The 26,360-nt window shown below is 50.7% G+C and carries 25 protein-coding genes and 2 pseudogenes; 16 read left to right on the top strand and 11 right to left on the bottom strand.

What is annotated here, in order from left to right; translation table 11 throughout:
• Positions 1–177: 177 nt before the first annotated feature.
• Positions 178–1,974 carry a nitrate/nitrite two-component system sensor histidine kinase NarX gene (gene narX, locus FFT88_RS04905; RefSeq protein WP_135404278.1) on the top strand — a complete coding sequence of 599 codons (1,797 nt, stop codon included), beginning with the start codon at positions 178–180 and terminating at the stop codon, positions 1,972–1,974.
• The gene (gene narL, locus FFT88_RS04900) at positions 1,967–2,617 is read left to right on the top strand and encodes a two-component system response regulator NarL (RefSeq protein WP_000070491.1); all 651 of its coding nucleotides are present in this window, start codon (positions 1,967–1,969) and stop codon (positions 2,615–2,617) included. The genes narX and narL overlap by 8 nt, the downstream gene beginning before the upstream one ends.
• Here the strand turns inward: narL and FFT88_RS04895 are convergent.
• Positions 2,618–4,011: pseudogene (locus tag FFT88_RS04895) on the bottom strand (YchO/YchP family invasin).
• Positions 4,012–4,195: 184 nt separating this feature from the next.
• Between FFT88_RS04895 and ychN the strand changes: the two are divergent.
• The gene (ychN, locus tag FFT88_RS04890) at positions 4,196–4,549 is read left to right on the top strand and encodes a DsrE/F sulfur relay family protein YchN (RefSeq protein WP_064528737.1); all 354 of its coding nucleotides are present in this window, start codon (positions 4,196–4,198) and stop codon (positions 4,547–4,549) included.
• Between the two features lie 51 nt (positions 4,550–4,600).
• Here ychN and chaC read toward each other — a convergent pair whose 3' ends face one another.
• Both chaC and chaB read right to left on the bottom strand, forming a co-directional pair.
• Complete coding sequence (chaC, locus tag FFT88_RS04885) at positions 4,601–5,299, bottom strand: glutathione-specific gamma-glutamylcyclotransferase (RefSeq protein WP_135404277.1); 699 nt, start codon at positions 5,297–5,299, stop codon at positions 4,601–4,603.
• A 157-nt stretch (positions 5,300–5,456) separates the two neighbouring features.
• Positions 5,457–5,687 carry a putative cation transport regulator ChaB gene (gene chaB, locus FFT88_RS04880; protein WP_130216000.1) on the bottom strand — a complete coding sequence of 77 codons (231 nt, stop codon included), beginning with the start codon at positions 5,685–5,687 and terminating at the stop codon, positions 5,457–5,459.
• 268 nt (positions 5,688–5,955) lie between these two features.
• On the opposite strand from chaB, the gene chaA reads away from it, so the two are divergent.
• The 3 genes from chaA (at position 5,956) to FFT88_RS04855 (ending at position 8,106) form a co-directional block, all read left to right on the top strand.
• Complete coding sequence (chaA, locus tag FFT88_RS04875; RefSeq protein ID WP_064528732.1) at positions 5,956–7,056, top strand: sodium-potassium/proton antiporter ChaA; 1,101 nt, start codon at positions 5,956–5,958, stop codon at positions 7,054–7,056.
• Between the two features lie 408 nt (positions 7,057–7,464).
• Positions 7,465–7,572, top strand: a complete 108-nt coding sequence (locus tag FFT88_RS04865) for a type I toxin-antitoxin system toxin Ldr family protein (RefSeq protein ID WP_064528728.1) — start codon at positions 7,465–7,467, stop codon at positions 7,570–7,572.
• Positions 7,573–7,998: 426 nt separating this feature from the next.
• Entirely contained in the window at positions 7,999–8,106 is a 108-nt protein-coding gene (locus FFT88_RS04855; protein ID WP_016265910.1) for a type I toxin-antitoxin system toxin Ldr family protein, read from the top strand.
• Positions 8,107–8,255: 149 nt separating this feature from the next.
• Here the strand turns inward: FFT88_RS04855 and kdsA are convergent, their stop codons facing one another.
• The 6 genes from kdsA to hemA are packed head-to-tail and all read right to left on the bottom strand — an operon-like array spanning position 8,256 to position 13,560.
• Positions 8,256–9,110, bottom strand: coding sequence for a 3-deoxy-8-phosphooctulonate synthase (gene kdsA, locus FFT88_RS04850; RefSeq protein ID WP_000811058.1), 855 nt, complete (start codon positions 9,108–9,110; stop codon positions 8,256–8,258).
• A 35-nt stretch (positions 9,111–9,145) separates the two neighbouring features.
• Positions 9,146–9,955, bottom strand: a complete 810-nt coding sequence (gene sirB1 / locus FFT88_RS04845; protein ID WP_001764444.1) for an invasion regulator SirB1 — start codon at positions 9,953–9,955, stop codon at positions 9,146–9,148.
• Positions 9,956–9,958: 3 nt separating this feature from the next.
• Positions 9,959–10,351, bottom strand: a complete 393-nt coding sequence (sirB2, locus tag FFT88_RS04840; protein WP_135404276.1) for an invasion regulator SirB2 — start codon at positions 10,349–10,351, stop codon at positions 9,959–9,961.
• Entirely contained in the window at positions 10,348–11,181 is an 834-nt protein-coding gene (gene prmC, locus FFT88_RS04835) for a peptide chain release factor N(5)-glutamine methyltransferase (RefSeq protein ID WP_130258900.1), read from the bottom strand. Before prmC ends, sirB2 begins: the two co-directional genes overlap by 4 nt.
• The gene (gene prfA / locus FFT88_RS04830) at positions 11,181–12,263 is read right to left on the bottom strand and encodes a peptide chain release factor 1 (RefSeq protein WP_130205673.1); all 1,083 of its coding nucleotides are present in this window, start codon (positions 12,261–12,263) and stop codon (positions 11,181–11,183) included. Before prfA ends, prmC begins: the two co-directional genes overlap by 1 nt.
• A gap of 40 nt (positions 12,264–12,303) precedes the next feature.
• Positions 12,304–13,560, bottom strand: coding sequence for a glutamyl-tRNA reductase (hemA, locus tag FFT88_RS04825; protein WP_130205671.1), 1,257 nt, complete (start codon positions 13,558–13,560; stop codon positions 12,304–12,306).
• A gap of 213 nt (positions 13,561–13,773) precedes the next feature.
• On the opposite strand from hemA, the gene lolB reads away from it, so the two are divergent.
• The 4 genes from lolB to dauA all read left to right on the top strand — a co-directional run bounded on the left by lolB (position 13,774) and on the right by dauA (position 18,150).
• A complete protein-coding gene (gene lolB, locus FFT88_RS04820) occupies positions 13,774–14,397 on the top strand; it encodes a lipoprotein insertase outer membrane protein LolB (RefSeq protein ID WP_130205669.1) in 624 nt (207 codons plus the stop codon).
• The gene (gene ispE / locus FFT88_RS04815) at positions 14,397–15,248 is read left to right on the top strand and encodes a 4-(cytidine 5'-diphospho)-2-C-methyl-D-erythritol kinase (protein WP_130215991.1); all 852 of its coding nucleotides are present in this window, start codon (positions 14,397–14,399) and stop codon (positions 15,246–15,248) included. The genes lolB and ispE overlap by 1 nt, the downstream gene beginning before the upstream one ends.
• A gap of 150 nt (positions 15,249–15,398) precedes the next feature.
• A complete protein-coding gene (gene prs, locus FFT88_RS04810) occupies positions 15,399–16,346 on the top strand; it encodes a ribose-phosphate diphosphokinase (RefSeq protein WP_001298109.1) in 948 nt (315 codons plus the stop codon).
• 124 nt (positions 16,347–16,470) lie between these two features.
• Positions 16,471–18,150 carry a C4-dicarboxylic acid transporter DauA gene (gene dauA, locus FFT88_RS04805; protein WP_135404275.1) on the top strand — a complete coding sequence of 560 codons (1,680 nt, stop codon included), beginning with the start codon at positions 16,471–16,473 and terminating at the stop codon, positions 18,148–18,150.
• A gap of 59 nt (positions 18,151–18,209) precedes the next feature.
• Here the strand turns inward: dauA and ychH are convergent, their stop codons facing one another.
• A complete protein-coding gene (gene ychH / locus FFT88_RS04800; protein ID WP_064528711.1) occupies positions 18,210–18,488 on the bottom strand; it encodes a stress-induced protein YchH in 279 nt (92 codons plus the stop codon).
• 277 nt (positions 18,489–18,765) lie between these two features.
• On the opposite strand from ychH, the gene pth reads away from it, so the two are divergent.
• The 3 genes from pth (at position 18,766) to FFT88_RS25245 (ending at position 20,924) form a co-directional block, all read left to right on the top strand.
• Positions 18,766–19,350: an aminoacyl-tRNA hydrolase gene (gene pth, locus FFT88_RS04795; protein ID WP_000152933.1), complete on the top strand. Its 585-nt coding sequence runs from the start codon at positions 18,766–18,768 to the stop codon at positions 19,348–19,350.
• A gap of 116 nt (positions 19,351–19,466) precedes the next feature.
• Positions 19,467–20,558 carry a redox-regulated ATPase YchF gene (gene ychF / locus FFT88_RS04790; protein ID WP_000505866.1) on the top strand — a complete coding sequence of 364 codons (1,092 nt, stop codon included), beginning with the start codon at positions 19,467–19,469 and terminating at the stop codon, positions 20,556–20,558.
• Between the two features lie 189 nt (positions 20,559–20,747).
• Entirely contained in the window at positions 20,748–20,924 is a 177-nt protein-coding gene (locus tag FFT88_RS25245; RefSeq protein WP_165383448.1) for a hypothetical protein, read from the top strand.
• Positions 20,925–20,961: 37 nt separating this feature from the next.
• Here the strand turns inward: FFT88_RS25245 and dhaR are convergent.
• Positions 20,962–22,880 (bottom strand): annotated as a pseudogene (gene dhaR / locus FFT88_RS04785) (dihydroxyacetone kinase operon transcriptional regulator DhaR).
• 227 nt (positions 22,881–23,107) lie between these two features.
• Here dhaR and dhaK point away from each other — a divergent pair.
• Genes dhaK through dhaM form a run of 3 tightly spaced genes read left to right on the top strand, consistent with a single transcriptional unit; the run spans position 23,108 to position 26,250 of the window.
• A complete protein-coding gene (dhaK, locus tag FFT88_RS04780) occupies positions 23,108–24,178 on the top strand; it encodes a dihydroxyacetone kinase subunit DhaK (protein WP_130215987.1) in 1,071 nt (356 codons plus the stop codon).
• A gap of 10 nt (positions 24,179–24,188) precedes the next feature.
• Positions 24,189–24,821: a dihydroxyacetone kinase subunit DhaL gene (gene dhaL, locus FFT88_RS04775; RefSeq protein WP_130259701.1), complete on the top strand. Its 633-nt coding sequence runs from the start codon at positions 24,189–24,191 to the stop codon at positions 24,819–24,821.
• Between the two features lie 10 nt (positions 24,822–24,831).
• A complete protein-coding gene (gene dhaM, locus FFT88_RS04770) occupies positions 24,832–26,250 on the top strand; it encodes a dihydroxyacetone kinase phosphoryl donor subunit DhaM (protein WP_135404274.1) in 1,419 nt (472 codons plus the stop codon).
• Positions 26,251–26,360 lie beyond the last annotated feature (110 nt).

Below are 26,360 nucleotides of genomic sequence, written 5' to 3'. Positions count from 1 at the left end.
CACTGTAAAATCCCTACCCTTACTGACGTAAAGCGACTAACCACACGGCAAATAAGGAGTAACTCTTTCCGGGTATGGGTATACTTCAGCCAATAGCCGAGAATACTGCCATTCCAGAATGTATCGTCACATTCATTAAGGTTATTGCTCATTCAAAGCCTGAAGGAAGAGGTTTATATGCTTAAACGTTGTCTCTCTCCGCTCACCCTGGTTAATCAGGTTGCGCTGATTGTTTTGCTTTCTACCGCCATTGGACTGGCGGGGATGGCAGTTTCTGGCTGGCTGGTGCAAGGCGTTCAGGGCAGCGCCCATGCGATCAACAAAGCGGGATCGCTGCGCATGCAAAGTTACCGTCTGCTGGCGGCTGTGCCATTAAGCGAGAATGACAAGCCCTTAATCAAAGAGATGGAACAAACGGCATTTAGCACCGAGTTAACTCGTGCGGCAGAACGAGACGGGCAACTGGCGCAATTACAGGGGCTACAGGATTACTGGCGCAATGAATTGATTCCTGCGCTGTTGCGTGCACAAAACCGCGAAACGGTGTCGGCAGACGTCAGCCAGTTTGTTGCCGGGCTTGATAAGCTGGTTTCTGGTTTCGATCGCACCACCGAAACGCGTATTGAGACAGTTGTGCTGGTCCACCGGGTAATGGCGGTCTTTATGGCGCTCTTACTGGTGTTTACCATTATCTGGTTGCGAGCGCGTTTGCTTCAACCGTGGCGACAATTACTGGCAATGGCCAGCGCCGTCAGTCATCGCGATTTTAGTAAGAGAGCGAATATCAGCGGACGCAACGAGATGGCGATGTTGGGAACTGCACTGAACAATATGTCTGCTGAACTGGCGGAAAGTTATGCCGTGCTTGAGCAGCGGGTACAAGAGAAAACTGCCGGACTGGAGCATAAAAATCAGATTCTCTCTTTTTTGTGGCAGGCCAACCGCCGTTTGCATTCCCGCGCCCCGCTGTGTGAACGCCTGTCGCCTGTGCTTAACGGTCTACAAAATTTAACTCTGTTGCGTGATATCGAACTACGGGTATATGACACGGAAGATGAAGAGAACCATCAGGAGTTCACCTGTCAGCCAGATATGAGTTGCGATGATAAAGGCTGCCATCTCTGCCCACGCGGCATTTTACCCGTTGGCGATCGCGGCACTACGTTGAAATGGCGGTTAGCGGATTCTCATATGCAGTATGGTATTTTGCTGGCTACCCTGCCGCAGGGGCGTCATCTTAGCCATGATCAACAACAACTGGTGGATACCCTGGTTGAACAGCTCACCGCCACACTGGCGCTGGATCGCCATCAGGAGCGCCAGCAGCAGTTTATCGTGATGGAAGAGCGTGCCACCATTGCGCGCGAACTGCATGATTCTATTGCTCAATCGCTCTCTTGCATGAAAATGCAGGTAAGTTGTTTACAGATGCAAGGCGACGCGCTGCCAGAAAGCAGCCGCGAACTGTTAAGCCAGATCCGTAACGAACTGAATGCGTCCTGGGCGCAGTTGCGTGAGTTACTCACCACATTTCGTTTACAGCTCACCGAACCAGGGTTACGTCCCGCACTGGAGGCGAGCTGCGAAGAGTACAGCGCCAAATTTGGCTTCCCGGTGAAGCTGAATTACCAATTGCCGCCACGTCTGGTGCCTTCACATCAGGCAATCCATCTGTTGCAAATTGCCCGTGAGGCATTAAGTAACGCCCTCAAACATTCGCAAGCAAGTGAGGTGGTGGTTACGGTGGCGCAAAACGATAATCAGGTAAAACTGACCGTTCAGGATAATGGCTGCGGCGTGCCTGAAAATGCCATCCGCAGCAATCACTACGGCATGATAATAATGCGCGACCGTGCGCAAAGTTTACGAGGCGATTGCCGCGTCCGCCGTCGTGAATCAGGTGGCACCGAAGTGGTGGTCACCTTTATTCCCGAAAAAACTTTCACAGACGTCCAAGGAGATACCCATGAGTAATCAGGAACCGGCTACTATCCTGCTGATTGACGATCATCCGATGCTGCGAACTGGCGTGAAACAGCTTATCAGTATGGCACCGGATATCACGGTGGTTGGCGAAGCGAGTAATGGCGAACAGGGTATTGAACTGGCGGAATCTCTTGATCCCGATCTGATCCTGTTAGATCTCAATATGCCCGGCATGAACGGTCTGGAAACGCTGGATAAACTGCGCGAAAAGTCCCTCTCCGGCCGTATTGTGGTGTTCAGCGTCTCTAACCATGAAGAGGACGTGGTAACCGCATTGAAACGTGGTGCAGATGGCTATCTGTTAAAAGATATGGAGCCAGAAGATTTACTGAAAGCATTGCATCAGGCTGCCGCTGGCGAAATGGTCTTAAGCGAAGCGTTAACCCCTGTTCTGGCCGCCAGCCTGCGCGCTAACCGCGCTACGACTGAGCGTGATGTTAACCAGTTAACGCCACGTGAACGCGACATTCTAAAACTAATAGCCCAGGGCTTACCGAATAAGATGATTGCCCGTCGCCTGGACATCACTGAAAGCACGGTTAAAGTGCATGTGAAACACATGCTGAAAAAAATGAAGCTCAAATCTCGTGTAGAAGCTGCGGTATGGGTGCATCAGGAACGTATTTTCTGATTACGGTTCCCAGATCGGTTCGTCGTTCGACATTGCGTCGAAAGGTTCGGCAAGCGTTAGCGTGATCTCATTGGAGGAGACACGCTGCCCCTGGTTATCCTCCACCACTACCGACAATCGCCATTGATTGCGCGCCCCTTCCCCACTTTGCCAGTCCGGCATGATCAACGTCCAGCCATCCGCACTATTGGCTGTCGCTCCCGATGTCAGACTTAACATCTGCGTATCTCCCTGCCAGATCAATTGCCGAATACCGTAATGACTGCGAATTTGTAATTTCAGTGGCACGGTTTCACCAGGTTTAAGATCCCAGGGCGGCGTCGCCAGAAATACCGTTAAGGTTTTACGCTGCCGATACTCAATAGTCGGCAGATTATTTCGCTGCGGATTGTCATAGCGACTGCCGCGTAGCGACTGGCTTTCAGCAACTTCGCCAGCAGAAAGCTGTTTGTTGAGTGGCACGCCAAAACGGTAGTTAATATTCAGTCCGAGGTTATTTTGCCTTTCTCCACTTTCCCCCTGTTTATGCAGGGCGGTTACTGTAACGAGTGGGACCGGTGTGTAATTTAGTCCAAGACTCAAGGCGACGGGATTGTGATAACCCGTGCCGGTGTTAAACAAATCAACACTCTGACCAAAATATTGTTCGAGGCTAACGCTGGTGTTGATATGCTGGTAAAACGGCATCCGCATCCGGGCCGTCAAGTCGTAACCACGCGCCATTCGTTGCTCGAGCGTAGCGGTCTGTTCACGCCAGGAGGCAAAAGGCTGATAATAATTTGCAGACAGGCGCAGATATTCGCCCCAGGCTTCAGCGCCAAATCCAGCACGCTGGAGATTTTCGTCCAGCAAGTTGTCATAAAAAGTGTTATATCCCACCAGCCAGTTGCCACGCGCCCAGCGTTGGCCTGCGCCAAGGTTACTGACCAGACCATCATCCTGCTGAGTGAGCCCAATCTGGCTCCATGTAAGATAACGTTCGTTATCCTGTAGCGGTACAAACCAGCTCCCCCGGCTACCGGTAAAATGCCCTTCGTTATCCACTTTGACGTCGACACTGGCGTTCCCCCACGGCGATAGCAGGATTCCACGTGCTGATTGACCTGCTGGCTAAGCGCATCGCGGACTTTTCCCAACGCAAAAGCTCTCGCCTGCTCGCCAGTGTCCTGACCGTTATCAGTCATACTGGTTTCACCAAAATCTTTCACAATTTCAGCAAAATGTTTTTCACCGTCATGATTTTCCGCTGCCATTCCTAAGTCAGGAAGACCATCACTGTCGTTATCAAAAGGATTTGCCGCTTGCTGCTTAAAAGAGGACTGTGCGCTAGCTATACCGCCTGCCAGCAGCAAGAGTAAACAAATTGCGATAATGCGGGGGACGAAACGGCTCAAAACGTCAGTAATTTCCAATAAAAATGAACAGCTACAGCTTTATAGAATAACGATTACTGGCAATTTTTCTTGTACTTTTGCATGCTTTATCACAAATCCTAAAAAATGTGACGGATTGGTCAGACAGCACACAAGCTGTAAGATAGAAACTGAACATCTAATTCCCTGAATACAGGAGTAAATAATGCAAAGAATCGTGATCGTTGCCAATGGCGCCCCCTACGGGAGCGAATCCTTATTTAACAGCCTGCGGCTGGCCATTGCGCTACGAGAGCAGGAAAGCTACCTGGATCTGCGTCTATTCCTGATGTCTGATGCGGTCACTGCCGGATTGCGCGGACAAAAACCTGGGGAAGGCTATAACATTCAGCAAATGCTGGAGATCCTCACGGCGCAAAATGTGCCAGTGAAATTGTGCAAAACCTGCACCGATGGTCGTGGCATCAGCACACTTCCACTGATTGATGGAGTGGAAATTGGTACTCTGGTAGAACTGGCGCAATGGACGCTGCTTGCCGATAAAGTGCTCACATTTTAACGTAAGTATGGGGCGCTCAAGATAATAGAGATGCCCCACTGCTAAAATGTTTTATCGGGCAAACCCAGGCCGTAACACACCATCCGGGAAATTTTCCGTCAGAAGTTTTTTCACCGACACCAGTAAATCACTCAGCCCGTCATCCTGCATCCCCAGTTTGTTAAGCGCTTGTTCCAGGGAAAACAAGTACTGTGCGTTGGTTCCTAATGGCCCACTCGCCGCAGCAATCAACGGGGCAATCACCTGAGCGCGGGTATCGGACTCATACTCAGGATGACGCGGGTCCATAATGAACACCAGCGCATTGACGGTGCGGCCATCGTCAAGATGAAGCTGACACCAGGACGGCAGATAGCAGCCAGTAATCATCTCACGCTTCCACAGTAAGGTCAGCTCCTGCTCCAGAGACTCTTCCGGCAGACGATACGCAACGCCCGTGGTACGCCCGCCCTCTTTCAGTGCAAGCATCCTCCCCGGCTGGTGCGCAGTCCCCCGCCCGGCAGTAAGCCGCAAACAGAAAGCACGATGCCACCCAACCAGCGTACCGGTGCACGACTCGGTAAACTCCAGCGCCGGATTCCACATTAATGATCCATAGCCGAAGATCCACACCGGTCCCTCATCAGGTCGACAAGACAGCGTCGCCGCCAGCGAGGCCGCCCGTTGTTCTGCCGACCATAAGAGTGATTCTTCAATGGCACCAAATGCCGTTTTACAATCGGCATTCATCAAGAAATCACGCGTTATCACCTTACACCTCCGCCACTGCATACTTCCCTGCGACAACTTTTTGGTGTCTTCCGGACATTTTTACTGCTCATTTTGAAACCACTATTGGGACAATATGCAATCCACAGACCACTTGCAAGGCAACACCGCACGAATAGCTTTCACTTGCCGCTGAGTTTTACGATTTTTTATGCCATTTATCATCATCGCCTTTGGCATATTCATGTTTCACCGCGGCCCAGGCCACTTTATGCGCTGTCTCTTCGCGACTGGCATCATCACGTCGGTCTTCTTTATCTTTATATTGCTCCCAGGCGCTGTTGAATGCTTCTTTATAGATATCCTGGGCATGAGTGGGTAAAACGTGTTTTACGCTTTCCGGCAGGTCGCTTTTCGTTTTATACGGCATTGTTGACTCCTTTATTAAAATTGAACATTAAGTGTGGTCAACAATATCCCCTCTTGCCAAAACATAAGAACTCTCACATCAGACTATTCTCAAGAGACGCTAATACAAACATTGTCTAAACACGTAGCTTGTTTTTATACTCCAAAGAGTAAAAAAACGACTACGGGGTAAAATTTCGTAAAATGTTACCGATATCCTGACACTTTCTGTTATTTTTCCTGCCTATTTATTACATTTCCGACAAATTCATCTGCAAAGGATAACCATAATGACAAATGCTCACGAGGCGGTAAAAACCCGCCACAAGGAGACTTCGCTTATTTTCCCGGTTCTGGCGCTGGTAGTGCTGTCCCTGTGGGGAAGCAGCCAAACACTACCAGTGGTTATTGGCATCAACCTTCTTGCTCTTATTGGTATTTTAAGCAGTGCTTTTAGTGTTGTCCGTCATGCGGACGTACTAGCCCATCGTCTGGGTGAACCTTACGGTTCGCTTATTCTTAGCCTTTCCGTCGTTATTCTTGAAGTCAGTTTGATTTCCGCCTTAATGGCGACCGGCGATGCAGCGCCGACGTTAATGCGAGATACGCTCTATTCAATCATTATGATTGTTACCGGCGGGCTGGTTGGTTTTTCATTACTGCTGGGTGGACGTAAATTTGCTACCCAATATATGAATCTGTTTGGTATTAAACAGTATTTAATTGCCCTGTTCCCATTAGCCATAATCGTGCTGGTATTTCCGATGGCGCTGCCTGCGGCAAATTTTTCGACCGGTCAGGCGTTACTTGTGGCATTAATTTCCGCAGCGATGTACGGCGTATTTTTGCTAATTCAGACCAAAACGCATCAAAGCCTGTTTGTCTATGAGCATGAAGATGACAGCGATGATGACGATCCGCATCATGGCAAACCGTCTGCTCATAGCAGCCTGTGGCATGCCATCTGGTTAATTATCCATCTAATTGCCGTTATTGCAGTCACCAAAATGAACGCCAGCCCGCTGGAAACATTGCTCACCAGCATGAATGCGCCGGTGGCCTTTACCGGTTTCCTGGTAGCGCTATTGATTCTGTCGCCGGAAGGTTTAGGCGCGTTAAAAGCAGTTTTAAGCAACCAGGTCCAGCGCGCGATGAATCTGTTCTTTGGTTCGGTATTGGCGACTATCTCACTTACCGTACCTGTTGTAACGCTTATCGCCTTTATGACAGGTAATGAATTACAGTTTGCTCTGGGCGCACCAGAGATGGTGGTAATGGTAGCCTCTTTAGTACTGTGCCATATTTCATTTTCAACTGGCCGTACCAACGTACTCAACGGCGCGGCGCATCTGGCACTGTTTGCAGCTTATTTAATGACAATATTTGCCTGACATTTATATCTCCTCCGATGGCGGAAATCGGAGGAGATAATAAAAATTATCTGCTTATAGTATTTCTTCATACTACCTGAACAGATCGTTAATCAGATTTGCGAGCCTGTACCACAACCTGCACGAAACCACTGCAACAGCTGATGAAAAGCCGGAACGCGTACAGCATTGCGCACATTTCAGGGATGAAGTGAATATAAATTGAGCCGTAGTATCCACACCAAGCCGGAGTTATCCGGTGAGGCGCAATGTTGTGGGGGCTTTATCCCTGGCGGCATTGGTTGCTGGAAAGAGAAAACCCCCGCACGTTGAGAGGTCAAACCTGACAACAGAACGGGGGCTAATCTTGAACCAGAACAATTCAAGAATAGCCGCGAAATGTTGTCATTACAACAAAAAGGCGGTTATATGACGCTCGCGCAGTTTGCCGTGATTTTCTGGCACGACCTGGCAGCACCGATCCTTGCGGGAATTATTACCGCAGCGATTGTCAGCTGGTGGCGTAGCCGGAAGTAAGGTGAAAACGGGCGTCAGGCTGCCGTAATGGCAATATGCGCCCGAAACCGGCCGCAGGGTTAACAGCCTGCGGCCTTTTTTGTATTTATCTCTTCCACAAGTAGACACTGGCAACCAGATCTGGAAGCTCATCCAGTGCACTCATGAAACGACTGCAACAGCTGATGAAAAGCCGGAACGCATACAGCATTGCAAACATTTCAGGGATGAAGTGAAGATGAATTGAGACGTAGTATCGACACCAAGCCGGAGTTATCCGGTGAGGCGCAATGTTGCGGGGGCTTTATCCCTGGTGGCATTGGTTGCTGGAAAGAGAAAACCCCCGCACGTTGAGAGGTCAAACCTGACAACAGAACGGGGGCTAATCTTGAAACCAGACACTTCAAGAATAGCCGCAAAATGTTGTCATTACAACAAGGCGGCTATATGACGCTCGCGCAGTTTGCCGTGATTTTCTGGCACGACCTGGCAGCACCGATCCTTGCGGGAATTATTACCGCAGCAATTGTTGGCTGGTGGCGTAGCCGGAAGTAAGGTGAAAACGGGCGTCAGGCTGCCGTGATGGCAATATGCGCCCGAAACCGGCCGCAGGGGTAACAGCCTGCGGCCTTTTTTGTCTTCTTTGACCATGAAAAAAGCCCTACCGTAGAACGATAAGGCCTTTGTTTTCAAAGCAGAAAAGATTACTTGCTGGTATCCAGCTCTTCGAAACCTTTAACCAGATCATCAATTGCTTTCATCTGCTTGAGGAACGGCTCCAGTTTAGCCAGCGGCAGCGCGGATGGACCGTCACATTTCGCATGTTCCGGATCCGGATGCGCTTCAATAAACAGACCAGCCAAACCTACAGCCATACCGGCACGTGCCAGTTCGGCAACCTGGGCGCGGCGACCACCAGAAGCTGCACCAAACGGATCGCGGCATTGCAGTGCGTGGGTAACGTCGAAAATTACCGGGGAGTTGCCAGAGACTTTCTTCATTATGCTGAAGCCCAGCATATCAACGACCAGGTTGTCGTAACCGAAGTTAGCGCCACGGTCACAAAGAATCACTTTATCGTTGCCGCCTTCTTTGAATTTATCAACGATATTACCCATCTGGCCTGGGCTCACGAACTGTGGTTTCTTGACGTTAATTACCGCGCCAGTCTTCGCCATCGCCTCCACCAGGTCAGTCTGGCGAGCAAGAAACGCTGGCAACTGAATAACATCTACCACATCAGCAACAGGCTGTGCCTGGCTTGGCTCGTGAACGTCAGTGATAATTTTTACGCCAAATGTCTGTTTCAGTTCCTGGAAGATTTTCATCCCTTCTTCCAGTCCTGGTCCACGATAAGAGTGGATGGAGGAACGGTTGGCTTTGTCAAAAGAGGCTTTGAACACGTAAGGGATACCCAGTTTCTGGGTTACGGTTACGTAGTGTTCGCAAATGCGCATCGCCAGATCGCGAGATTCCAGCACGTTCATACCACCAAACAGCACGAACGGCAGGTCATTTGCTACGTTGATGTCGCCAATGCTAACCACTTTTTGTTTCATAGGATCGCCTTAATCTTAAGTAAAGTGTCGATTAATTAATGCAGCACAATATGTTTATGCGCGATGTTGTTAATTTGCGCACGTATCATTTCGCTGATCGGGTCTTCCGGACACTGTTCAACGAAATAATTTAAATCATTCAACGCAACGTGTTCGCAATCCAGTTGCGCGTAAATCAACCCACGATCGCGAATTTCATACGGATCTTCCGGGTTAAATTGTAATAAGGCCTCGCTGGTGCGTAACGCCAGTTCCATCTGATTTTCTTCCATCAGCGACGCTTTCAGCGTATCCAACAGTTTACGGATAACCTCAATGTTATCGGCTTCATCCAGGTCTTCATAAAACAGTTCCGCAGACGGGCTGATATTTCCCTTTAACCACACATCCAGCATATGTTCGCTTAATGATTCACCGTTAAAAGGGTTAATCAGCCAGATTTCTCCGTCCGGGCATTCTATGCGCAATATAAGCTGCGTCGGGAATATCACCGGCAATAGCGGCAAATCGAGACGATTAGCAACCCACAATAAAACGGCGCCTAACGATACCGCACTGCCCTGCCGATTTTTTAGCACTTGATCAAGCCATAATGCATCGGAAAGACGATAAACACCACGTGAGGCTTTAAACCCCCATTCGCCGTAAAACAGCGCGATTAATTTTTCCAGCTGCTCTTCTAATGGCAGAAGCTGGCTAATTTCTTCCTTCGCCAGACTAACGAGACGCTCCAGTTCGTCGTAAACATCTTGCGAGGGAAAATCGCGGCGGATTGCTTCGCAAGCCAGGATCATGCCTTCGCACAGCGGCGCTTTATTAAATTCGAAATCAGCTAACGATCTCATGACTTACCCCAGTAACGGTACTTTTGTGGTGGCGAGTTTAATGATGATGTACAGCACCACCAGCGCCAGCGGGAAGGCAATAATGCGCGCCTGCTGACTGTGCATCCGACGATAATCGAGTGCAATAAAACCCAAAACGATATAAATGATAACTCCAAACAGCTTTTCAGTCAGCCATTCAGCCTGCCCGGAAAATGGCAGGATGTGCGCTTTAGCCATCAGCGCGATGCCGCTAAGCAATAACACCGTGTCGACAACTGGCGGCACAATGCGCGTCCAACGAGCGAATGCCTGTGGATGCTTCTGGTAACGTAGCCAGAATCGTAGGGTTAAGAGCCCAACAGAAAGCACGATGCTAATGAGATGAACGCTAAGCAGCGTAGTAAAGCTTATCATCGATAATAGCGACCGAGCGTTACGCGCTCGTTATCACCATAGTCCCGACAGGTTTCGACTTCATGATATCCCGCGTGGATAAATGCCTGTCGCACAGCTTCGCCCTGCTGCCAGCCATGTTCCAGAAGCAGAAAGCCGCCGGATACCAGCGCGTTACGCGACTGTTCGATGATATGCACGATGTCTGCCATTCCGCTGTCTGCCGCAACCAGCGCAGTGAGTGGCTCAAAGCGAACATCGCCTTGTTGAAGATGTGGATCCTGCTCGTCGATATACGGTGGATTGCTGACAATCATCGTAAACTGCTGTCCGACAAGCGCACTAAACCAGTCGCTTTGCAGGATGTGGATATTTTTGATTGCCAGATTTTGCGCATTGCGCTTCGCAAGAGCGACAGCGTCAGGCATTCGGTCAACCGCCGTAACATCGCAATCCGGGCGTTCGCTGGCCAATGCCAGCGCAATTGCCCCAGTGCCAGTACCAAGATCGAGAATACGGCAAGGTTGTTCAGGCAATCGCGCCAGTGCCTGCTCCACCAGACATTCCGTATCCGGGCGCGGAATTAAGGTCGCTGGCGAAACAAATAATGGCAACGACCAGAATTCACGCACACCGGTTAAATGAGCAATAGGTTCACCGGCACGACGACGAGCTAAAAGCGCGTCGAGTTGCTCACATTGCTCTTCAGTCAACTGCGTTTCACCAAAGGCGAGAATATAAGTGCGCCCCTTGCCGGTAACATGCTCCAGCAGGATTTCAGCATCGCGCCGCGGGCTTTCGCTCGCCTGAAGTTGGCTTATTGCTTCACGTAACCAGTGTTGATATTCCATTATTCCTGCTCGGACAACGCCGCCAGTTGGTCGGCCTGATGTTCCTGGACGATCGGTTCTATCAGCATATCCAGTTTACCTTCCATTACTTCATCCAGACGGTAGAGCGTCAGGTTGATGCGGTGATCGGTAACACGCCCCTGCGGGAAGTTATAGGTACGGTTACGATCGCTGCGATCGCCGCTACCCAGCAAGTTGCGACGGGTGGAAGCCTCTGCCTGCTGGCGTTTTGCCATTTCCGCCGCATGGATACGAGCACCAAGCACTGAAAGTGCCTTCGCTTTGTTTTTATGCTGCGAACGTTCGTCCTGACATTCAACAACAATACCGGTCGGCAAGTGAGTAATACGAATTGCCGAATCGGTGGTGTTGACGTGCTGACCACCTGCGCCTGAGGAACGGAAAGTATCGATACGCAAATCTGCCGGGTTAATATCCGGCAGTTCCGCTTCCGGCAGCTCCGGCATTACCGCTACGGTACAAGCGGAAGTATGAATACGCCCTTGCGATTCCGTCGCAGGAACACGCTGCACGCGATGACCGCCAGATTCGAATTTCAAACGACCATACACACCATCACCGCTAATTTTGGCGATGATCTCTTTATAACCGCCATGTTCACCCTCGCTGGCGCTCATGATTTCTACACGCCAGCGGCGGGCTTCGGCGTAGCGGCTGTACATACGGAACAGATCGCCAGCGAACAGCGCCGCTTCATCACCACCAGTTCCGGCACGCACTTCAAGGAAGGCGTTACGTTCGTCATCGGGATCTTTTGGCAGCAAAAGAACCTGTAACTGTTGCTCCAGTTGCTCGCTTTTTTCTTTAGCTTCACGCAGCTCGTCCTGCGCCATCTCGCGCATTTCCGGATCGTCGAGCATCATCTGCGCGGTTTCGATATCTTCCTGAACCTGTTGCCAGTCGGTAAAACAGCGCGAAACATCACTTAACTGCGCATATTCACGAGATAATGCGCGAAAACGTTCCTGGTCGGCGATGGTTTGCGCATCACCCAGCAGTGCCTGAACTTCTTCATGGCGTTCATGCAGGGCTTCCAGTTTGGCAACGATAGAAGGCTTCATAGGCGTAAATGCACCCTGTAAAAAAGAAAATGATGTACTGCTACTCCAGCCCGAGGCTGTCGCGCAGAATATTCAGGCGTTCGTTATCCCCGTCACGGGCGGCCTGTTGAAGTGATTTCGTTGGCGCATGGATCAGGCGGTTAGTCAGTTTCCATGCCAGATCCTGCATTATGGCTTGCGCGTCGCCGCCCTGCTCAAGAGCGGCTAATGCTTTGGCGGTTAACTCATCGCGAACTTGTTCAGCCTGGCTGCGATAATCGCGAATGGTTTCGCTGGCGCTTTGTGCGCGTAGCCACGCCATAAATTCGCTGGTTTCCTGAGCAACGATAGTTTCCGCCTCAACTGCGGCGGCTTTACGTTGCGCCAGGTTGTGCGAAATAATGCTTTGCAGATCATCAACGCTGTAAAGGTAGGCATTCGCCAGTTTGCCAACTTCTGGCTCAACATCGCGTGGAACGGCAATATCGACCAGCAGCATCGGTTGGTTGCGACGACTTTTTAATGCGCGCTCCACCATGCCTTTACCGATAATCGGCAGCGGACTAGCGGTGGAACTGATGATGATATCGGCTTCGCACAGACGCTCGTCGATATCGCTCAGGGCAATCACTTCCGCGCCGACTTCATCTGCCAGAATTTGGGCACGTTCGCGAGTACGGTTGGCGATAATCATCTTCTGTACTTTGTGTTCGCGCAGATGACGTGCCACCAGCTCGATGGTTTCGCCCGCGCCAACCAGCAATACGGTCACCGTAGAGAGCGATTCAAAGATCTGCCGCGCCAGCGTACAAGCCGCAAATGCAACAGATACCGCACTGGCGCCAATATCCGTTTCAGTGCGAACGCGTTTCGCCACGGAGAAAGATTTCTGGAACATTCGCTCCAGTTCGCTGGCCTTCATATGGCCTTTTTGCGAATCGGCAAAGGCTTTTTTTACCTGACCGAGGATTTGCGGCTCGCCCAATACCAGTGAATCCAGACCACTGGCAACACGCATTAAATGGCTGACCGCATCGTTATCCTGATGCCAGTAGAGGCTATTACGCAGATCTTCTTCGTTGAGATTATGGTAATCGCACAACCAGCGAATGAGCGCCTCTTGCAGGTTATCCTGCTCTTCAACGCTAAGATAAAGTTCTGTGCGGTTACACGTCGACAGCACCACGCCGCCCTGCACCATCGGCTGCGCAAGCAGGCTGTCCAGCGCCTGATCGAGCTTGTCCGGCGAAAACGATACACGTTCTCGCAGCGATACAGGTGCCGTTTTATGGTTGATACCGAGTGCTAAAAGGGTCATGTCTGCGGGAAATAATACCAACGTTGATATGGTTAGTCTGCTCGCATCATACAGGATGCGCGGGATCAATAAAAGAGAGCGCCCCCTTTTGGAGTAATTGCCTAAACCCGTTAGATTCTGGCAATTAAGACAACTTGAACATAGACGATGGCTGACGGTAACGCTAGCATTAAGGGTTATAACTGCAACGTATCTCAAGGACTTGTCATTATTATGCCCCTGCCCGATTTTCGCTTTATCCGCCTGCTACCGCTGGCTGCTCTCGTGCTCACGGCCTGTTCCGTTACGACGCCGAAAGGTCCAGGCAAAAGCCCGGATTCGCCACAGTGGCGTCAGCATCAGCAAGACGTGCGCAACCTGAATCAGTACCAGACACGCGGTGCATTTGCCTATATTTCTGACCAACAAAAAGTGTATGCCCGTTTCTTCTGGCAGCAAACTGGCCAGGATCGCTACCGTCTGCTGCTGACTAACCCATTGGGTAGCACTGAACTGGAGTTGAATGCCCAGCCGGGTAATGTGCAGTTAGTGGACAATAAAGGCCAGCGTTACACCGCCGATGACGCCGAAGAGATGATTGGCAAATTGACCGGAATGCCGATTCCGCTCAACAGTTTGCGCCAGTGGATTTTAGGTTTGCCAGGTGATGCAACCGACTACAAACTGGACGACCAGTACCGCCTGAGCGAAATTACCTATAGTCAGAACGGTAAAAAATGGAAAGTGGTATATGGCGGTTATGACACTAAAACGCAACCTGCGATGCCTGCCAATATGGAACTCACCGAAGGCGGTCAGCGCATCAAGTTAAAAATGGATAACTGGATAGTGAAATAATGCGGACTCAGTGGCCCTCTCCGGCAAAGCTTAATCTGTTTTTATACATTACCGGTCAGCGTGCGGACGGCTACCACACGCTGCAAACGCTGTTTCAGTTTCTGGATTACGGCGACACTATCAGCATTGAACTTCGCAACGATGGGGAAATCCGCCTGTTAACGCCAGTTGAAGGTGTGGAACACGAAGATAACCTGATTGTTCGCGCGGCACGGTTGTTGATGAAAGCAGCCGCCGCCAGTGGGCGTCTTCCGAAAGGAAGTGGTGCAGATATCAGCATTGACAAGCGTTTGCCTATGGGTGGTGGTCTGGGCGGTGGTTCATCCAATGCCGCAACAGTTCTGGTCGCTTTAAATCATCTGTGGCAATGCGGACTGAGTGTTGATGAGTTGGCAGAAATCGGTCTGACGCTGGGCGCAGATGTTCCGGTTTTTGTCCGTGGTCATGCTGCTTTTGCCGAAGGGGTCGGCGAAATATTAACGCCGGTGAATCCACCAGAGAAATGGTATCTGGTTGCGCACCCTGGCGTGAGTATTCCTACGCCAATGATTTTTAAAGATCCCGAACTCCCGCGCAACACGGCGAAAAGGTCAATAGAAACGTTGCTAAAATGTGAATTCAGCAATGATTGCGAGGTTATCGCAAGAAAACGTTTTCGCGAGGTTGATGCGGTGCTTTCCTGGCTGTTAGAATACGCCCCGTCGCGCCTGACTGGGACAGGGGCCTGTGTCTTTGCTGAATTTGATACAGAGTCTGAAGCCCGCCAGGTGCTAGAGCAAGCCCCGGAATGGCTCAATGGCTTTGTGGCGAAAGGTGTCAATCTTTCCCCATTGCACAGAGCCATGCTTTAAGCCGGGCAAGCTGAGTTTCGGTGACAACGTCACCTTGTTCCAGACGTTGCATCGCGCTCTTTAATACACCGCCTGGAAAGAATATTGCCTGGCCCGCACAGTTTTCGGCAGATTCTTTCCACCAATGGACGCATGCCTGAGGTTCTTCTCGTGCCTGATATGAAGCTTTTTGCTGGTAACGCCACCCCGGAACTAGCACAACGTATTGCCAACCGCCTGTACACTTCACTCGGCGACGCCGCTGTAGGTCGCTTTAGCGACGGCGAAGTCAGCGTACAAATTAACGAAAATGTACGCGGTGGTGATATTTTCATCATCCAGTCCACTTGTGCCCCTACTAACGACAACCTGATGGAATTAGTCGTGATGGTTGATGCCCTGCGTCGTGCTTCCGCAGGTCGTATCACCGCTGTTATCCCCTACTTTGGCTATGCGCGCCAGGACCGTCGCGTCCGTTCCGCTCGTGTACCAATCACTGCGAAAGTGGTTGCAGACTTCCTCTCCAGCGTCGGTGTTGACCGTGTGCTGACAGTGGATCTGCACGCTGAACAGATTCAGGGTTTCTTCGACGTTCCGGTTGATAACGTATTTGGTAGCCCGATCCTGCTGGAAGACATGCTGCAGCTGAATCTGGATAACCCAATTGTGGTTTCTCCGGACATCGGCGGCGTTGTGCGTGCCCGCGCTATCGCTAAGCTGCTGAACGATACCGATATGGCAATCATCGACAAACGTCGTCCGCGTGCGAACGTTTCCCAGGTGATGCATATCATCGGTGACGTTGCTGGTCGTGACTGCGTACTGGTCGACGATATGATCGACACTGGCGGTACGCTGTGTAAAGCTGCTGAAGCTCTGAAAGAACGTGGTGCTAAGCGTGTATTTGCGTACGCGACTCACCCGATCTTTTCTGGCAACGCGGCGAACAACCTGCGTAACTCTGTAATTGATGAAGTCGTTGTCTGCGATACCATTCCGCTGAGCGATGAAATCAAATCACTGCCGAACGTGCGTACTCTGACCCTGTCAGGTATGCTGGCCGAAGCGATTCGTCGTATCAGCAACGAAGAATCGATCTCTGCCATGTTCGAACATTAATCGAACCCGGCTCAAAGACCCGCTGCGGCGGGTTTTTTTGTCTGTAATATCCATTTGTATGACCTATGCCTCCTTCACCTGCCATTTAGTTGACAGATGATGCGCTCACGGATGAAACATTATTGTGAACAAAATATTTTCCTCACATGTGATGCCTTTCCGCGCTCTGATCGACGCTTGCTGGAAAGAAAAATACACTGCCGCACGGTTTACCCGTGACCTTATTGCCGGGATAACCGTTGGGATTATTGCTATTCCTCTGGCGATGGCGTTGGCAATTGGCAGTGGTGTGGCTCCTCAATACGGTTTATATACCGCTGCCGTTGCGGGGATTGTCATAGCTCTGACGGGTGGGTCGCGCTTTAGCGTTTCCGGTCCGACTGCAGCATTTGTAGTAATTCTCTATCCCGTTTCGCAACAGTTTGGACTGGCAGGCCTGCTGGTTGCGACGTTGTTGTCGGGGATCTTTTTGATCCTGATGGGTCTGGCGCGCTTTGGTCGTCTGATTGAATATATTCCGGTTTCCGTCACCTTAGGTTTTACCTCGGGTATCGGGATCACCATCGGTACCATGCAGATTAAAGATTTTCTCGGTCTGCAAATGGCTCATGTCCCGGAACATTATCTACAAAAAGTCGGCGCATTATTTATGGCACTGCCGACCATTAATGTGGGTGATGCTGCTATTGGTATCGTGACGCTGGGCATTCTGATTTTCTGGCCACGTCTGGGTATTCGTTTACCTGGCCACCTTCCGGCCTTGCTGGCTGGTTGCGCGGTGATGGGGATTGTTAACCTGCTTGGCGGACATGTTGCTACCATCGGATCGCAATTCCACTACGTTCTGGCCGATGGTTCTCAGGGTAACGGTATTCCGCAACTGCTGCCGCAACTGGTGCTGCCGTGGGACCTGCCTAATTCAGAGTTCACACTAACCTGGGATTCTATTCGCACCCTGCTGCCTGCGGCATTCTCAATGGCAATGCTCGGCGCAATCGAATCACTGCTCTGCGCCGTGGTGCTGGATGGTATGACCGGGACGAAACACAAGGCGAACAGCGAACTGGTCGGTCAGGGGCTGGGGAATATTATCGCTCCGTTCTTTGGTGGTATTACCGCTACAGCTGCCATCGCGCGTTCTGCCGCTAACGTCCGTGCCGGGGCAACTTCCCCTATCTCGGCGGTGATCCACTCTATTCTGGTTATTCTCGCCCTGCTGGTACTGGCACCACTGCTCTCCTGGCTGCCGCTGTCCGCCATGGCAGCCCTGCTGTTGATGGTGGCGTGGAACATGAGTGAAGCGCACAAAGTGGTCGACTTGCTGCGTCATGCGCCGAAAGATGACATCATCGTCATGCTGCTGTGTATGTCACTGACCGTGCTTTTTGATATGGTTATTGCCATCAGCGTGGGGATTGTTCTGGCATCGTTGCTGTTTATGCGCCGTATCGCCCGTATGACTCGTCTGGCGCCGGTGGCAGTAGACGTTCCTGATGATGTGCTGGTCTTGCGTGTTATTGGCCCGCTGTTTTTCGCGGCGGCTGAAGGTCTGTTCACCGACCTGGAATCACGTATGGAAGGAAAACGGATTGTTATTCTGAAGTGGGATGCCGTTCCGGTGCTTGATGCCGGTGGTCTTGATGCGTTCCAGCGTTTTGTGAAGCGCCTGCCTGAAGGGTGTGAACTGCGCGTGTGTAACGTGGAATTCCAGCCTCTGCGTACAATGGCCCGATCCGGTATTCAACCGATTCCGGGACGTCTGGCGTTCTTCCCGAATCGCAGCGCAGCGATGGCTGATCTGTAAGAAAGGCATTAAATTGACCAGTCAGCGCAAACTGACTGGTCAGCAAACTACTTTAGTTGTTAGCTATGACGGCGATTATCGCTACGGCGGCAACGTTTGTCATAGTGGCGAACCCACCAGTAACGGTCGCACACCTGTTCATGCCCGCCAACACGGGCTCCCGCCAGCCAGAGAATGGCACCGACGAAAATACTCAGCACTGCACCATGTGCGAAATACTGGGGCATATCAAACTGTGGTAATTGGTTGAGGATTGAATACCCCACGCCGACCACCATCACCACCAGACCCAACCCCATAAGCACGTTACCGAGTAACGAAGCGTTTTTGCGTTTCATGTGTCACCTCCGGAACTTTCTGGGTTGTAACAGGGAATACCCCTCTTCCTTATGTGTAAAGTATAGACAACACCCTGTGGCTTATGTGCGGGCGTGATCACAATTACAACCCTTATTTCAACAAAACTTTACAAATAACCGTCTGAACACCTTGACTTTCTAATAGTCGACACTGGCAATTATTATGTTATCTGCGTTTAACACGCTGTTTTTTGTCAAGCGGGGCCGCAACCAGTAAACTACGCGCCAGTTATGTACTCACTCAGGACAAAAAAACGTGACGATTAAATTGATTGTCGGCCTGGCGAACCCCGGCGCTGAATACGCCGCAACGCGACATAATGCTGGCGCCTGGTTCGTTGACTTACTGGCGGAGCGTTTACGCGCTCCCCTGCGCGAAGAGGCTAAATTCTTTGGTTATACCTCGCGAGTTACCCTCGGAGGCGAAGATGTCCGCCTGTTAGTCCCGACTACATTTATGAATCTCAGCGGCAAAGCCGTCGCAGCGATGGCCAGTTTTTTCCGCATTAATCCGGACGAAATTCTGGTGGCTCACGACGAACTGGATCTGCCTCCGGGCGTCGCCAAATTTAAATTGGGCGGTGGCCACGGTGGTCACAATGGACTGAAAGACATCATCAGTAAATTGGGTAATAACCCTAACTTTCACCGTTTACGCATCGGAATCGGTCATCCGGGCGATAAAAACAAAGTTGTCGGGTTTGTGTTAGGCAAACCACCTGTTAGTGAACAGAAGTTAATTGATGAAGCCATCGACGAAGCGGCGCGTTGTACTGAAATGTGGTTTACAGATGGTTTGACCAAAGCAACGAACCGATTGCACGCCTTTAAAGCGCAATAAGTCGTTGTCTGCGGCATTTTTGCCGAGTGCCGTGTATAATAGGCAAAGTTATTTCCATTTCTGCAATCTGTTTGTGATAACAGGTTGATTATTAAGATATTAAGGTGATTTAAATCATGGGATTCAAATGCGGTATCGTCGGTTTGCCCAACGTCGGGAAATCTACCCTGTTCAACGCGCTGACCAAAGCCGGTATTGAAGCGGCCAACTTTCCATTCTGTACCATTGAGCCGAACACAGGCGTCGTACCAATGCCTGACCCTCGCCTGGATCAACTGGCTGAAATCGTAAAACCGCAGCGTACGCTTCCCACGACCATGGAATTTGTCGATATCGCCGGTCTGGTAAAAGGCGCGTCGAAAGGTGAAGGTCTGGGTAACCAGTTCCTGACCAACATTCGTGAAACCGAAGCAATCGGCCACGTTGTTCGCTGCTTTGAGAATGACAATATCATTCACGTTTCCGGCAAAGTAAACCCGGCGGACGATATTGAAGTTATCAACACCGAACTGGCGCTGGCGGATCTCGACACCTGCGAACGTGCGATTCACCGCGTACAGAAGAAAGCCAAAGGTGGCGATAAAGACGCGAAAGCCGAGCTGGCAGTACTGGAAAAATGCCTGCCACAGCTGGAAAACGCAGGCATGCTGCGCGCGCTGGATTTAAGCGCTGAAGAGAAAGCGGCGATTCGTTACCTGAGCTTCCTGACGCTGAAACCAACGATGTACATCGCCAACGTCAACGAAGACGGTTTTGAAAACAACCCGTATCTTGACCAGGTGCGTGAAATCGCGGCGAAAGAAGGTTCTGTTGTGGTTCCGGTTTGTGCTGCTGTTGAAGCTGACATTGCCGAACTGGACGACGAAGAACGTGACGAGTTTATGCAGGAACTGGGGCTGGAAGAACCAGGCCTGAACCGTGTGATCCGTGCAGGTTATAAACTGCTGAATCTGCAAACTTACTTCACCGCTGGGGTGAAAGAAGTGCGTGCATGGACCATTCCGGTTGGTGCAACTGCGCCACAGGCTGCTGGCAAAATCCACACCGATTTTGAAAAAGGCTTTATCCGCGCACAAACCATCTCGTTTGAAGATTTCATCACTTACAAAGGTGAACAAGGTGCGAAAGAAGCGGGTAAAATGCGTGCAGAAGGTAAAGACTACATCGTTAAAGATGGCGATGTGATGAACTTCCTGTTCAACGTCTAATTCCGCGTAATATCCTGGCGGTTAATAACGAGCCATTATGTGAGTCGCACATAATGGCTTTTTTACACCTGCTACGCTGCTTTTTTCAATTCTGAGTTACCGAAACTCATAATCAGACTCCTGGCAATATTAACAATACGGCTTTTATGTGATAACAATCACAGTGCATTAACCGTTCAAGAGTTTGTCATGAAAAAAACATTTACCTTCAGTCTGTTAGCAATTGTCTTCGCAAGCCTGTTAAGTGCTTGTGTTCCTCACCATCATCACCGCCACAACGATGGCCCGCGTGGTCCTGCGGCTTCCGGTAAGCCAATGCCACCTTCAAATGGTGGGCCAAATCATGGCAGTCATGGTCGCTATTAATTAGCAAGTCATACGCGGGAGAGTGCCTACTTTCCCGCTATCCACGACGCTTAAACTGACTTGCATCAATGCCGTATTGCTTCATTTTTCGCCACAGCGTAGTGCGACCAATCCCGAGTAAAACCGACATTTCCTGAATACGTCCACCAGTCACCTGGGCCGCGTTAATAATCGCCTCTTTTTCAACCTCCGCGAATGACAGACTGGTAGAAAGGCGTGTAGCGCTGGCATCATCTGTCGCCTGTTCAGTAAACAGGTGTTCCGGCAAATCACTGACACGAATGCGTCCGTTGTCGCTACTCAGCGCAAGATTCTCGATGACGCTGTAAAGTTCAAAATCATTGCCGGGCCATGCGCAAGAAACCAGGCGAGTAAGCGCATCGTCATCAATTTTCAGACGCGTAGAGAAGCGTTTTTCAAGACTGCGCAATTTGTTATTCACCAGCGCCGGAATACTGTCGCGCCGCATCCGCAAAGGCGGAATGGTAATTTCAAATGCATGAAGCGCGTAATAAAGCTGGCGACTAAAGCGATTTTGCTCCACCAGCATCGCCAGATCCGCTGTTGTAGTGGCAATCACTTTGACATCAATGGGTATTAAACGCCGCGCATCCAGTCTTGTGATGACGCCTTGTTTGATAACCTGGAGCAACGCAGACTGTAACTCTGCCGCCAGATATTCAATCTTTTCAAGGAACAACGTGCCGCCATGTGCCAGTTCCAGTCGACTCAGACGACCATTTTCATTCTCCGTTCGATCGCCACCAATAAATTCTTCCGCCAGCGCCGCGTCGCCATATAACTCGCAATTAACCGCGATATAGGGACCCGCCGCACGCTCGCTTTCATTGTGAATGGCCTGGCTTAAAAGTGCTTTGCCAACGCCTTCTTCTCCGCAGAGTAACACCGGGAAACTGCTGCGCGCCGCCTGGCGGCCAAAATGGATCAACCGGCGGGTTTGCGGATCGTCCTGTGGCATATGAGCGAAGGTATGGCTGACTTTTCCTAATTGACTGGTCATCAACTGCCGCATCTGTTCTACCGGATGGAGCAACAGAATAAAGCTGGTCCCTTGCGTTTCAATTATCGGTTTAAGGGTAATGACCGCATCAATAAACTGGTGCTGACTTTCAAAAGTCGCTTCCACATGTTTGAGGGGATGAGCTTGCTTTATTGCCTGTTGCAATACGGTTGGTAGCGTTAATAGCTCAGTGATCGCCCTTCCCTGACTTGCCGTCGCGTCCAGACACAAAACACGCGCCGCCTGGGCATTGATAAATTGCAAATTACCCTGCTCATCCCAGCTAATCACGCCATCGTCCATACTTTCCAGCAAGGCGTTAAGCTGATTTAAATGCCGATTTGTTTCAGCCAGTAAACTGTCTGTCAGCAGTAAATTTCCTACCTCGCGCGCAATTGCCAGCGTCAACGGCAAATCGCTGCGGTGGTTTGCTCAACCGGACACGCCAGCGCTATCGTTCCCGTTAATCGGCCCTTGCTGTCAAACAGTGGCGTTGCACAAAATGCCCAATCCCATAGCGCCTGCTTGAAATGTTGATCGGCCATCGTTTTCACTGCCTGACCGGAGATAGCCGCTAACGATAGCGCACAAGTACCAATAATTCCCTCTGCGCAATACGTGCCGTCATTGAATCCCAGGACACTAAGCTGGTGCAACGTTTGTGGATCGCCATAACGACTAAGGATGCAGGCGGTTTCATCAAGGATGAACAGTCCGCACGCCCGCGATTCCATATATTCCCAGGCATCTTCCAGTGCCGCTTGCCCGAGTGCCAGCATCGCTTCCTTACGCCGATAGATAGAAGCAAATGTCACGCCCCGAGCCTGATGCGGTACGCTCCATGACTCCCGTTTCATCAGCTTGCGGCATCGCTCCCAGGATGCTGCTATCAAGGGAGATACGCTCTGTTGCTGGTTGTTAAAACCGTCATTCATATTTGCTGCCCTTATGACAAAAAGGTGTTCCGCATCGCAAATTTACTTATCCAGATTCGGCATGGTTCCATTATGGAACATTTATTAAAGCATATGTTTCATTATGAAACATAATTTGGATTAATTTTCTTTTCCCCTCCCTGATGCACAATGGATTTACCGGCAGTCAGTGGTCGCCGTGTCGTTGAACATCATCCATGCCCTACCCTAATTGCTGGAGCAAAATAATGAAAAAATTGATCAATGATGTGCAAGACGTACTGAACGAACAACTGGCGGGACTGGCGAAAGCGTATCCTTCGCTGGCACTGCATCAGGATCCGGTGTATGTCACCCGAGCCGATGCGCCAATTGCAGGGAAAGTGGCGTTATTGTCGGGCGGCGGCAGCGGACACGAACCAATGCACTGTGGTTATATTGGCCAGGGTATGCTCTCAGGGGCGTGTCCGGGCGAAATTTTCACCTCACCGACGCCCGATAAAATTTTTGAATGTGCCATGCAAATCGATGGTGGCGAAGGTGTACTGCTGATTATCAAAAATTATACCGGCGATATTCTTAACTTCGAAACAGCGACCGAATTACTGCACGATAGCGGCGTAAAAGTGACCACCGTGGTCATTGATGACGACGTTGCAGTAAAAGACAGTCTTTATACCGCCGGGCGGCGCGGCGTCGCCAATACAGTATTAATTGAAAAAATTGTTGGCGCAGCGGCAGAACGCGGCGACTCGCTGGAGGCTTGTGCACAACTGGGGCGTAAGTTGAACAATCAGGGCCACTCTATTGGTATCGCCCTCGGTGCCTGTACCGTTCCTGCTGCAGGCAAACCTTCTTTTACGCTGGCAGATAATGAAATGGAATTTGGTGTCGGCATTCATGGTGAGCCGGGTATTGACCGCCGCCCCTTCTCCTCTCTTGATCAAACTGTCGATGAAATGTTCGACACGCTGCTGGAAAATGGCACATACCACCGCACGCTGCGCTTCTGGGATTATCGACAAGGTAGCTGGCAGGAAGAGACGCAAACTAAACAACCGCTTCAGTCTGGCGATCGAGTGATTGCGCTGGTCAACAATCTTGGCGCGACACCGCTTTCTGAACTGTATGGCGTCTATAACCGCCTGACTACGCGTTGCCAGCAAGCTGGCTTGACTATCGAGCGCAATTTAATCGGTGCATATTGCACCTCACTGGACATGACCGGTTTTTCCATCACCTTGCTGAAAGTTGATGACGAAACGCTGGCGTTATGGGACGCCCCGGTCCACACCCCGGCGCTTAACTGGGGTAAATAAGGAGATAACCATGTCACTGAGCAGAACTCAAATTGTTACCTGGCTCACTCGCTGTGGAGAAATTTTCAGCAAAGAGAGCGATTATCTTACTGGGCTGGATCGTGAAATTGGCGACGCTGACCACGGGCTGAATATGAATCGTGGCTTTAGCAAAGTGGTGGAAAAACTCCCTGCCATCGCGGATAAAGACATCGGTTTCATTCTCAAGAATACCGGCATGACGTTACTTTCCAGCGTCGGCGGTGCCAGCGGCCCACTGTTCGGTACGTTCTTTATCCGTGCGGCACAGGCAACTCAGGCACGTCAAAGCCTGACGTTGATAGAGCTTTATCAGATGTTTCGTGATGGCGCAGACGGCGTAATCAGTCGGGGGAAAGCAGAACCAGGCGATAAAACCATGTGCGATGTCTGGGGGCCGGTGGTTGAGTCGTTACGCCAGTCCAGTGAGCAAAACCTTTCTGTTCCGGCGGCGCTCGAAGCCGCCAGTCGCGTCGCGGAATCTGCCGCACAAAGCACGATTACGATGCAAGCCCGCAAAGGCCGCGCCAGTTATCTCGGTGAACGCAGTATTGGTCACCAGGATCCTGGTGCAACCTCCGTGATGTTTATGATGCAAATGTTGGCGTTAGCCGCAAAAGAGTAAGGAATTGGTGATGGTAAACCTGGTCATAGTTTCACATAGCGCCCGACTGGGAGAAGGTGTCGGTGAATTAGCTCGCCAGATGTTAATGGGCGATAGTTGTAAAATCGCCATTGCCGCAGGAATTGACGATCCACAGAATCCCATCGGTACAGATGCCGTCAAAGTGATGGAAGCCATCGAATCCGTTGCCGATGCCGACCATGTGTTGGTCATGATGGATATGGGGAGTGCGTTATTGAGTGCAGAAACCGCACTGGAATTGCTTGCGCCAGAGATCGCCGCGAGAGTACGTTTGTGCGCTGCACCGTTGGTCGAAGGAACGTTAGCAGCCGCCGTCAGCGCAGCCTCGGGGGCGGATATCGACAAAGTCATCCATGACGCCATGCATGCGCTGGAAGCCAAACGAGAACAACTGGGTTTACCATCATCCGCCACTGAAATCTCCGACATATGCCACTCGCACGATGAAGAAGCCCGTTCTCTGGCAGTGGTGATTAAAAACCGTAACGGACTCCACGTCCGTCCAGCCTCCCGACTGGTCTATACCTTATCGACATTTAATGCAGACATGTTGTTGGAGAAAAACGGTAAGTGCGTAACACCGGAGAGTATTAACCAGATTGCGCTGTTACAAGTCCGCTGTAACGATACGCTGCGCCTGATTGCAAAAGGGCCAGAGGCTGAAGAGGCGTTGGTCGCTTTTCGCCAGTTGGCTGAAGATAACTTTGGTGAAATGGAAGAGATAGCACCGCCAACTCTGCGTCCAGTTCCGCCTGTCACAGGCAAAGCCTTTTATTACCAACCGGTTTTATGCACAGTACAGGCGAAATCATCACTGAGTGTGGAAGAAGAACAGGAACGGTTACGCCAGGCAATTGACTTCACGTTGTTAGATCTGATGACGTTAACGGCAAAGGCAGAAGCTAGCGGGCTCGACGATATCGCAGCAATTTTTTCCGGTCACCATACACTATTAGACGATCCTGAACTGCGGGTAGCGGCAAGCGAACTCCTTCAGCATGAACATTGCACGGCGGAGTATGCCTGGCAGCAGGTTCTTAAAGAACTTAGCCAGCAATACCAGCAGATTGATGATGAATATTTGCAGGCTCGCTATATTGATGTGGACGATCTTCTGCATCGCACCCTGCTCCACCTGACACAGACAAAAGAAGAACTCCCTCAATTTAGCGCGCCAACCATTTTACTGGCGGAGAACATTTATCCCTCCGCGGTACTTCAGCTGGATCCGACAGTCGTGAAAGGCATCTGCCTTAGTGCCGGAAGTCCGGTATCCCACAGCGCTCTAATTGCCCGTGAACTGGGCATTGGCTGGATTTGCCAGCAGGGAGAGAAGCTGTATGCGATTCAACCTGAAGAGACGTTAACGCTGGACGTAAAAGCACAACGCTTCAGGCATCAGAGTTAAATCAGATTTGTCTGTCAGTTCGCAGAAAAAGATTTCAATCATGCTCTTACGGCGATCCTGAACTAAGGTTTTCTGATACTTGAATACCGTTTTGTTCGGTATCGCCAAAG

The organism is Escherichia sp. E4930 (assembly GCF_005845405.1).
In the GTDB taxonomy this organism is placed as follows: domain Bacteria; phylum Pseudomonadota; class Gammaproteobacteria; order Enterobacterales; family Enterobacteriaceae; genus Escherichia.
The sequence above is the reverse complement of the archived record's forward strand: the minus strand, read 5'-3'. Positions and strand labels throughout refer to the sequence as shown.

Coding starts and splice junctions, on each gene's coding strand:
- narX (WP_135404278.1), top strand. CDS start 178: ATGCTTAAACGTTGTCTCTCTCCGCTCACCCTGGTTAATCAGGTTGCG.
- narL (WP_000070491.1), top strand. CDS start 1,967: ATGAGTAATCAGGAACCGGCTACTATCCTGCTGATTGACGATCATCCG.
- ychN (WP_064528737.1), top strand. CDS start 4,196: ATGCAAAGAATCGTGATCGTTGCCAATGGCGCCCCCTACGGGAGCGAA.
- chaB (WP_130216000.1), bottom strand. CDS start 5,687: ATGCCGTATAAAACGAAAAGCGACCTGCCGGAAAGCGTAAAACACGTT.
- chaA (WP_064528732.1), top strand. CDS start 5,956: ATGACAAATGCTCACGAGGCGGTAAAAACCCGCCACAAGGAGACTTCG.
- FFT88_RS04865 (WP_064528728.1), top strand. CDS start 7,465: ATGACGCTCGCGCAGTTTGCCGTGATTTTCTGGCACGACCTGGCAGCA.
- FFT88_RS04855 (WP_016265910.1), top strand. CDS start 7,999: ATGACGCTCGCGCAGTTTGCCGTGATTTTCTGGCACGACCTGGCAGCA.
- kdsA (WP_000811058.1), bottom strand. CDS start 9,110: ATGAAACAAAAAGTGGTTAGCATTGGCGACATCAACGTAGCAAATGAC.
- sirB1 (WP_001764444.1), bottom strand. CDS start 9,955: ATGAGATCGTTAGCTGATTTCGAATTTAATAAAGCGCCGCTGTGCGAA.
- sirB2 (WP_135404276.1), bottom strand. CDS start 10,351: ATGATAAGCTTTACTACGCTGCTTAGCGTTCATCTCATTAGCATCGTG.
- prmC (WP_130258900.1), bottom strand. CDS start 11,181: ATGGAATATCAACACTGGTTACGTGAAGCAATAAGCCAACTTCAGGCG.
- prfA (WP_130205673.1), bottom strand. CDS start 12,263: ATGAAGCCTTCTATCGTTGCCAAACTGGAAGCCCTGCATGAACGCCAT.
- hemA (WP_130205671.1), bottom strand. CDS start 13,560: ATGACCCTTTTAGCACTCGGTATCAACCATAAAACGGCACCTGTATCG.
- lolB (WP_130205669.1), top strand. CDS start 13,774: ATGCCCCTGCCCGATTTTCGCTTTATCCGCCTGCTACCGCTGGCTGCT.
- ispE (WP_130215991.1), top strand. CDS start 14,397: ATGCGGACTCAGTGGCCCTCTCCGGCAAAGCTTAATCTGTTTTTATAC.
- ychH (WP_064528711.1), bottom strand. CDS start 18,488: ATGAAACGCAAAAACGCTTCGTTACTCGGTAACGTGCTTATGGGGTTG.
- ychF (WP_000505866.1), top strand. CDS start 19,467: ATGGGATTCAAATGCGGTATCGTCGGTTTGCCCAACGTCGGGAAATCT.
- FFT88_RS25245 (WP_165383448.1), top strand. CDS start 20,748: ATGAAAAAAACATTTACCTTCAGTCTGTTAGCAATTGTCTTCGCAAGC.
- dhaK (WP_130215987.1), top strand. CDS start 23,108: ATGAAAAAATTGATCAATGATGTGCAAGACGTACTGAACGAACAACTG.
- dhaL (WP_130259701.1), top strand. CDS start 24,189: ATGTCACTGAGCAGAACTCAAATTGTTACCTGGCTCACTCGCTGTGGA.
- dhaM (WP_135404274.1), top strand. CDS start 24,832: ATGGTAAACCTGGTCATAGTTTCACATAGCGCCCGACTGGGAGAAGGT.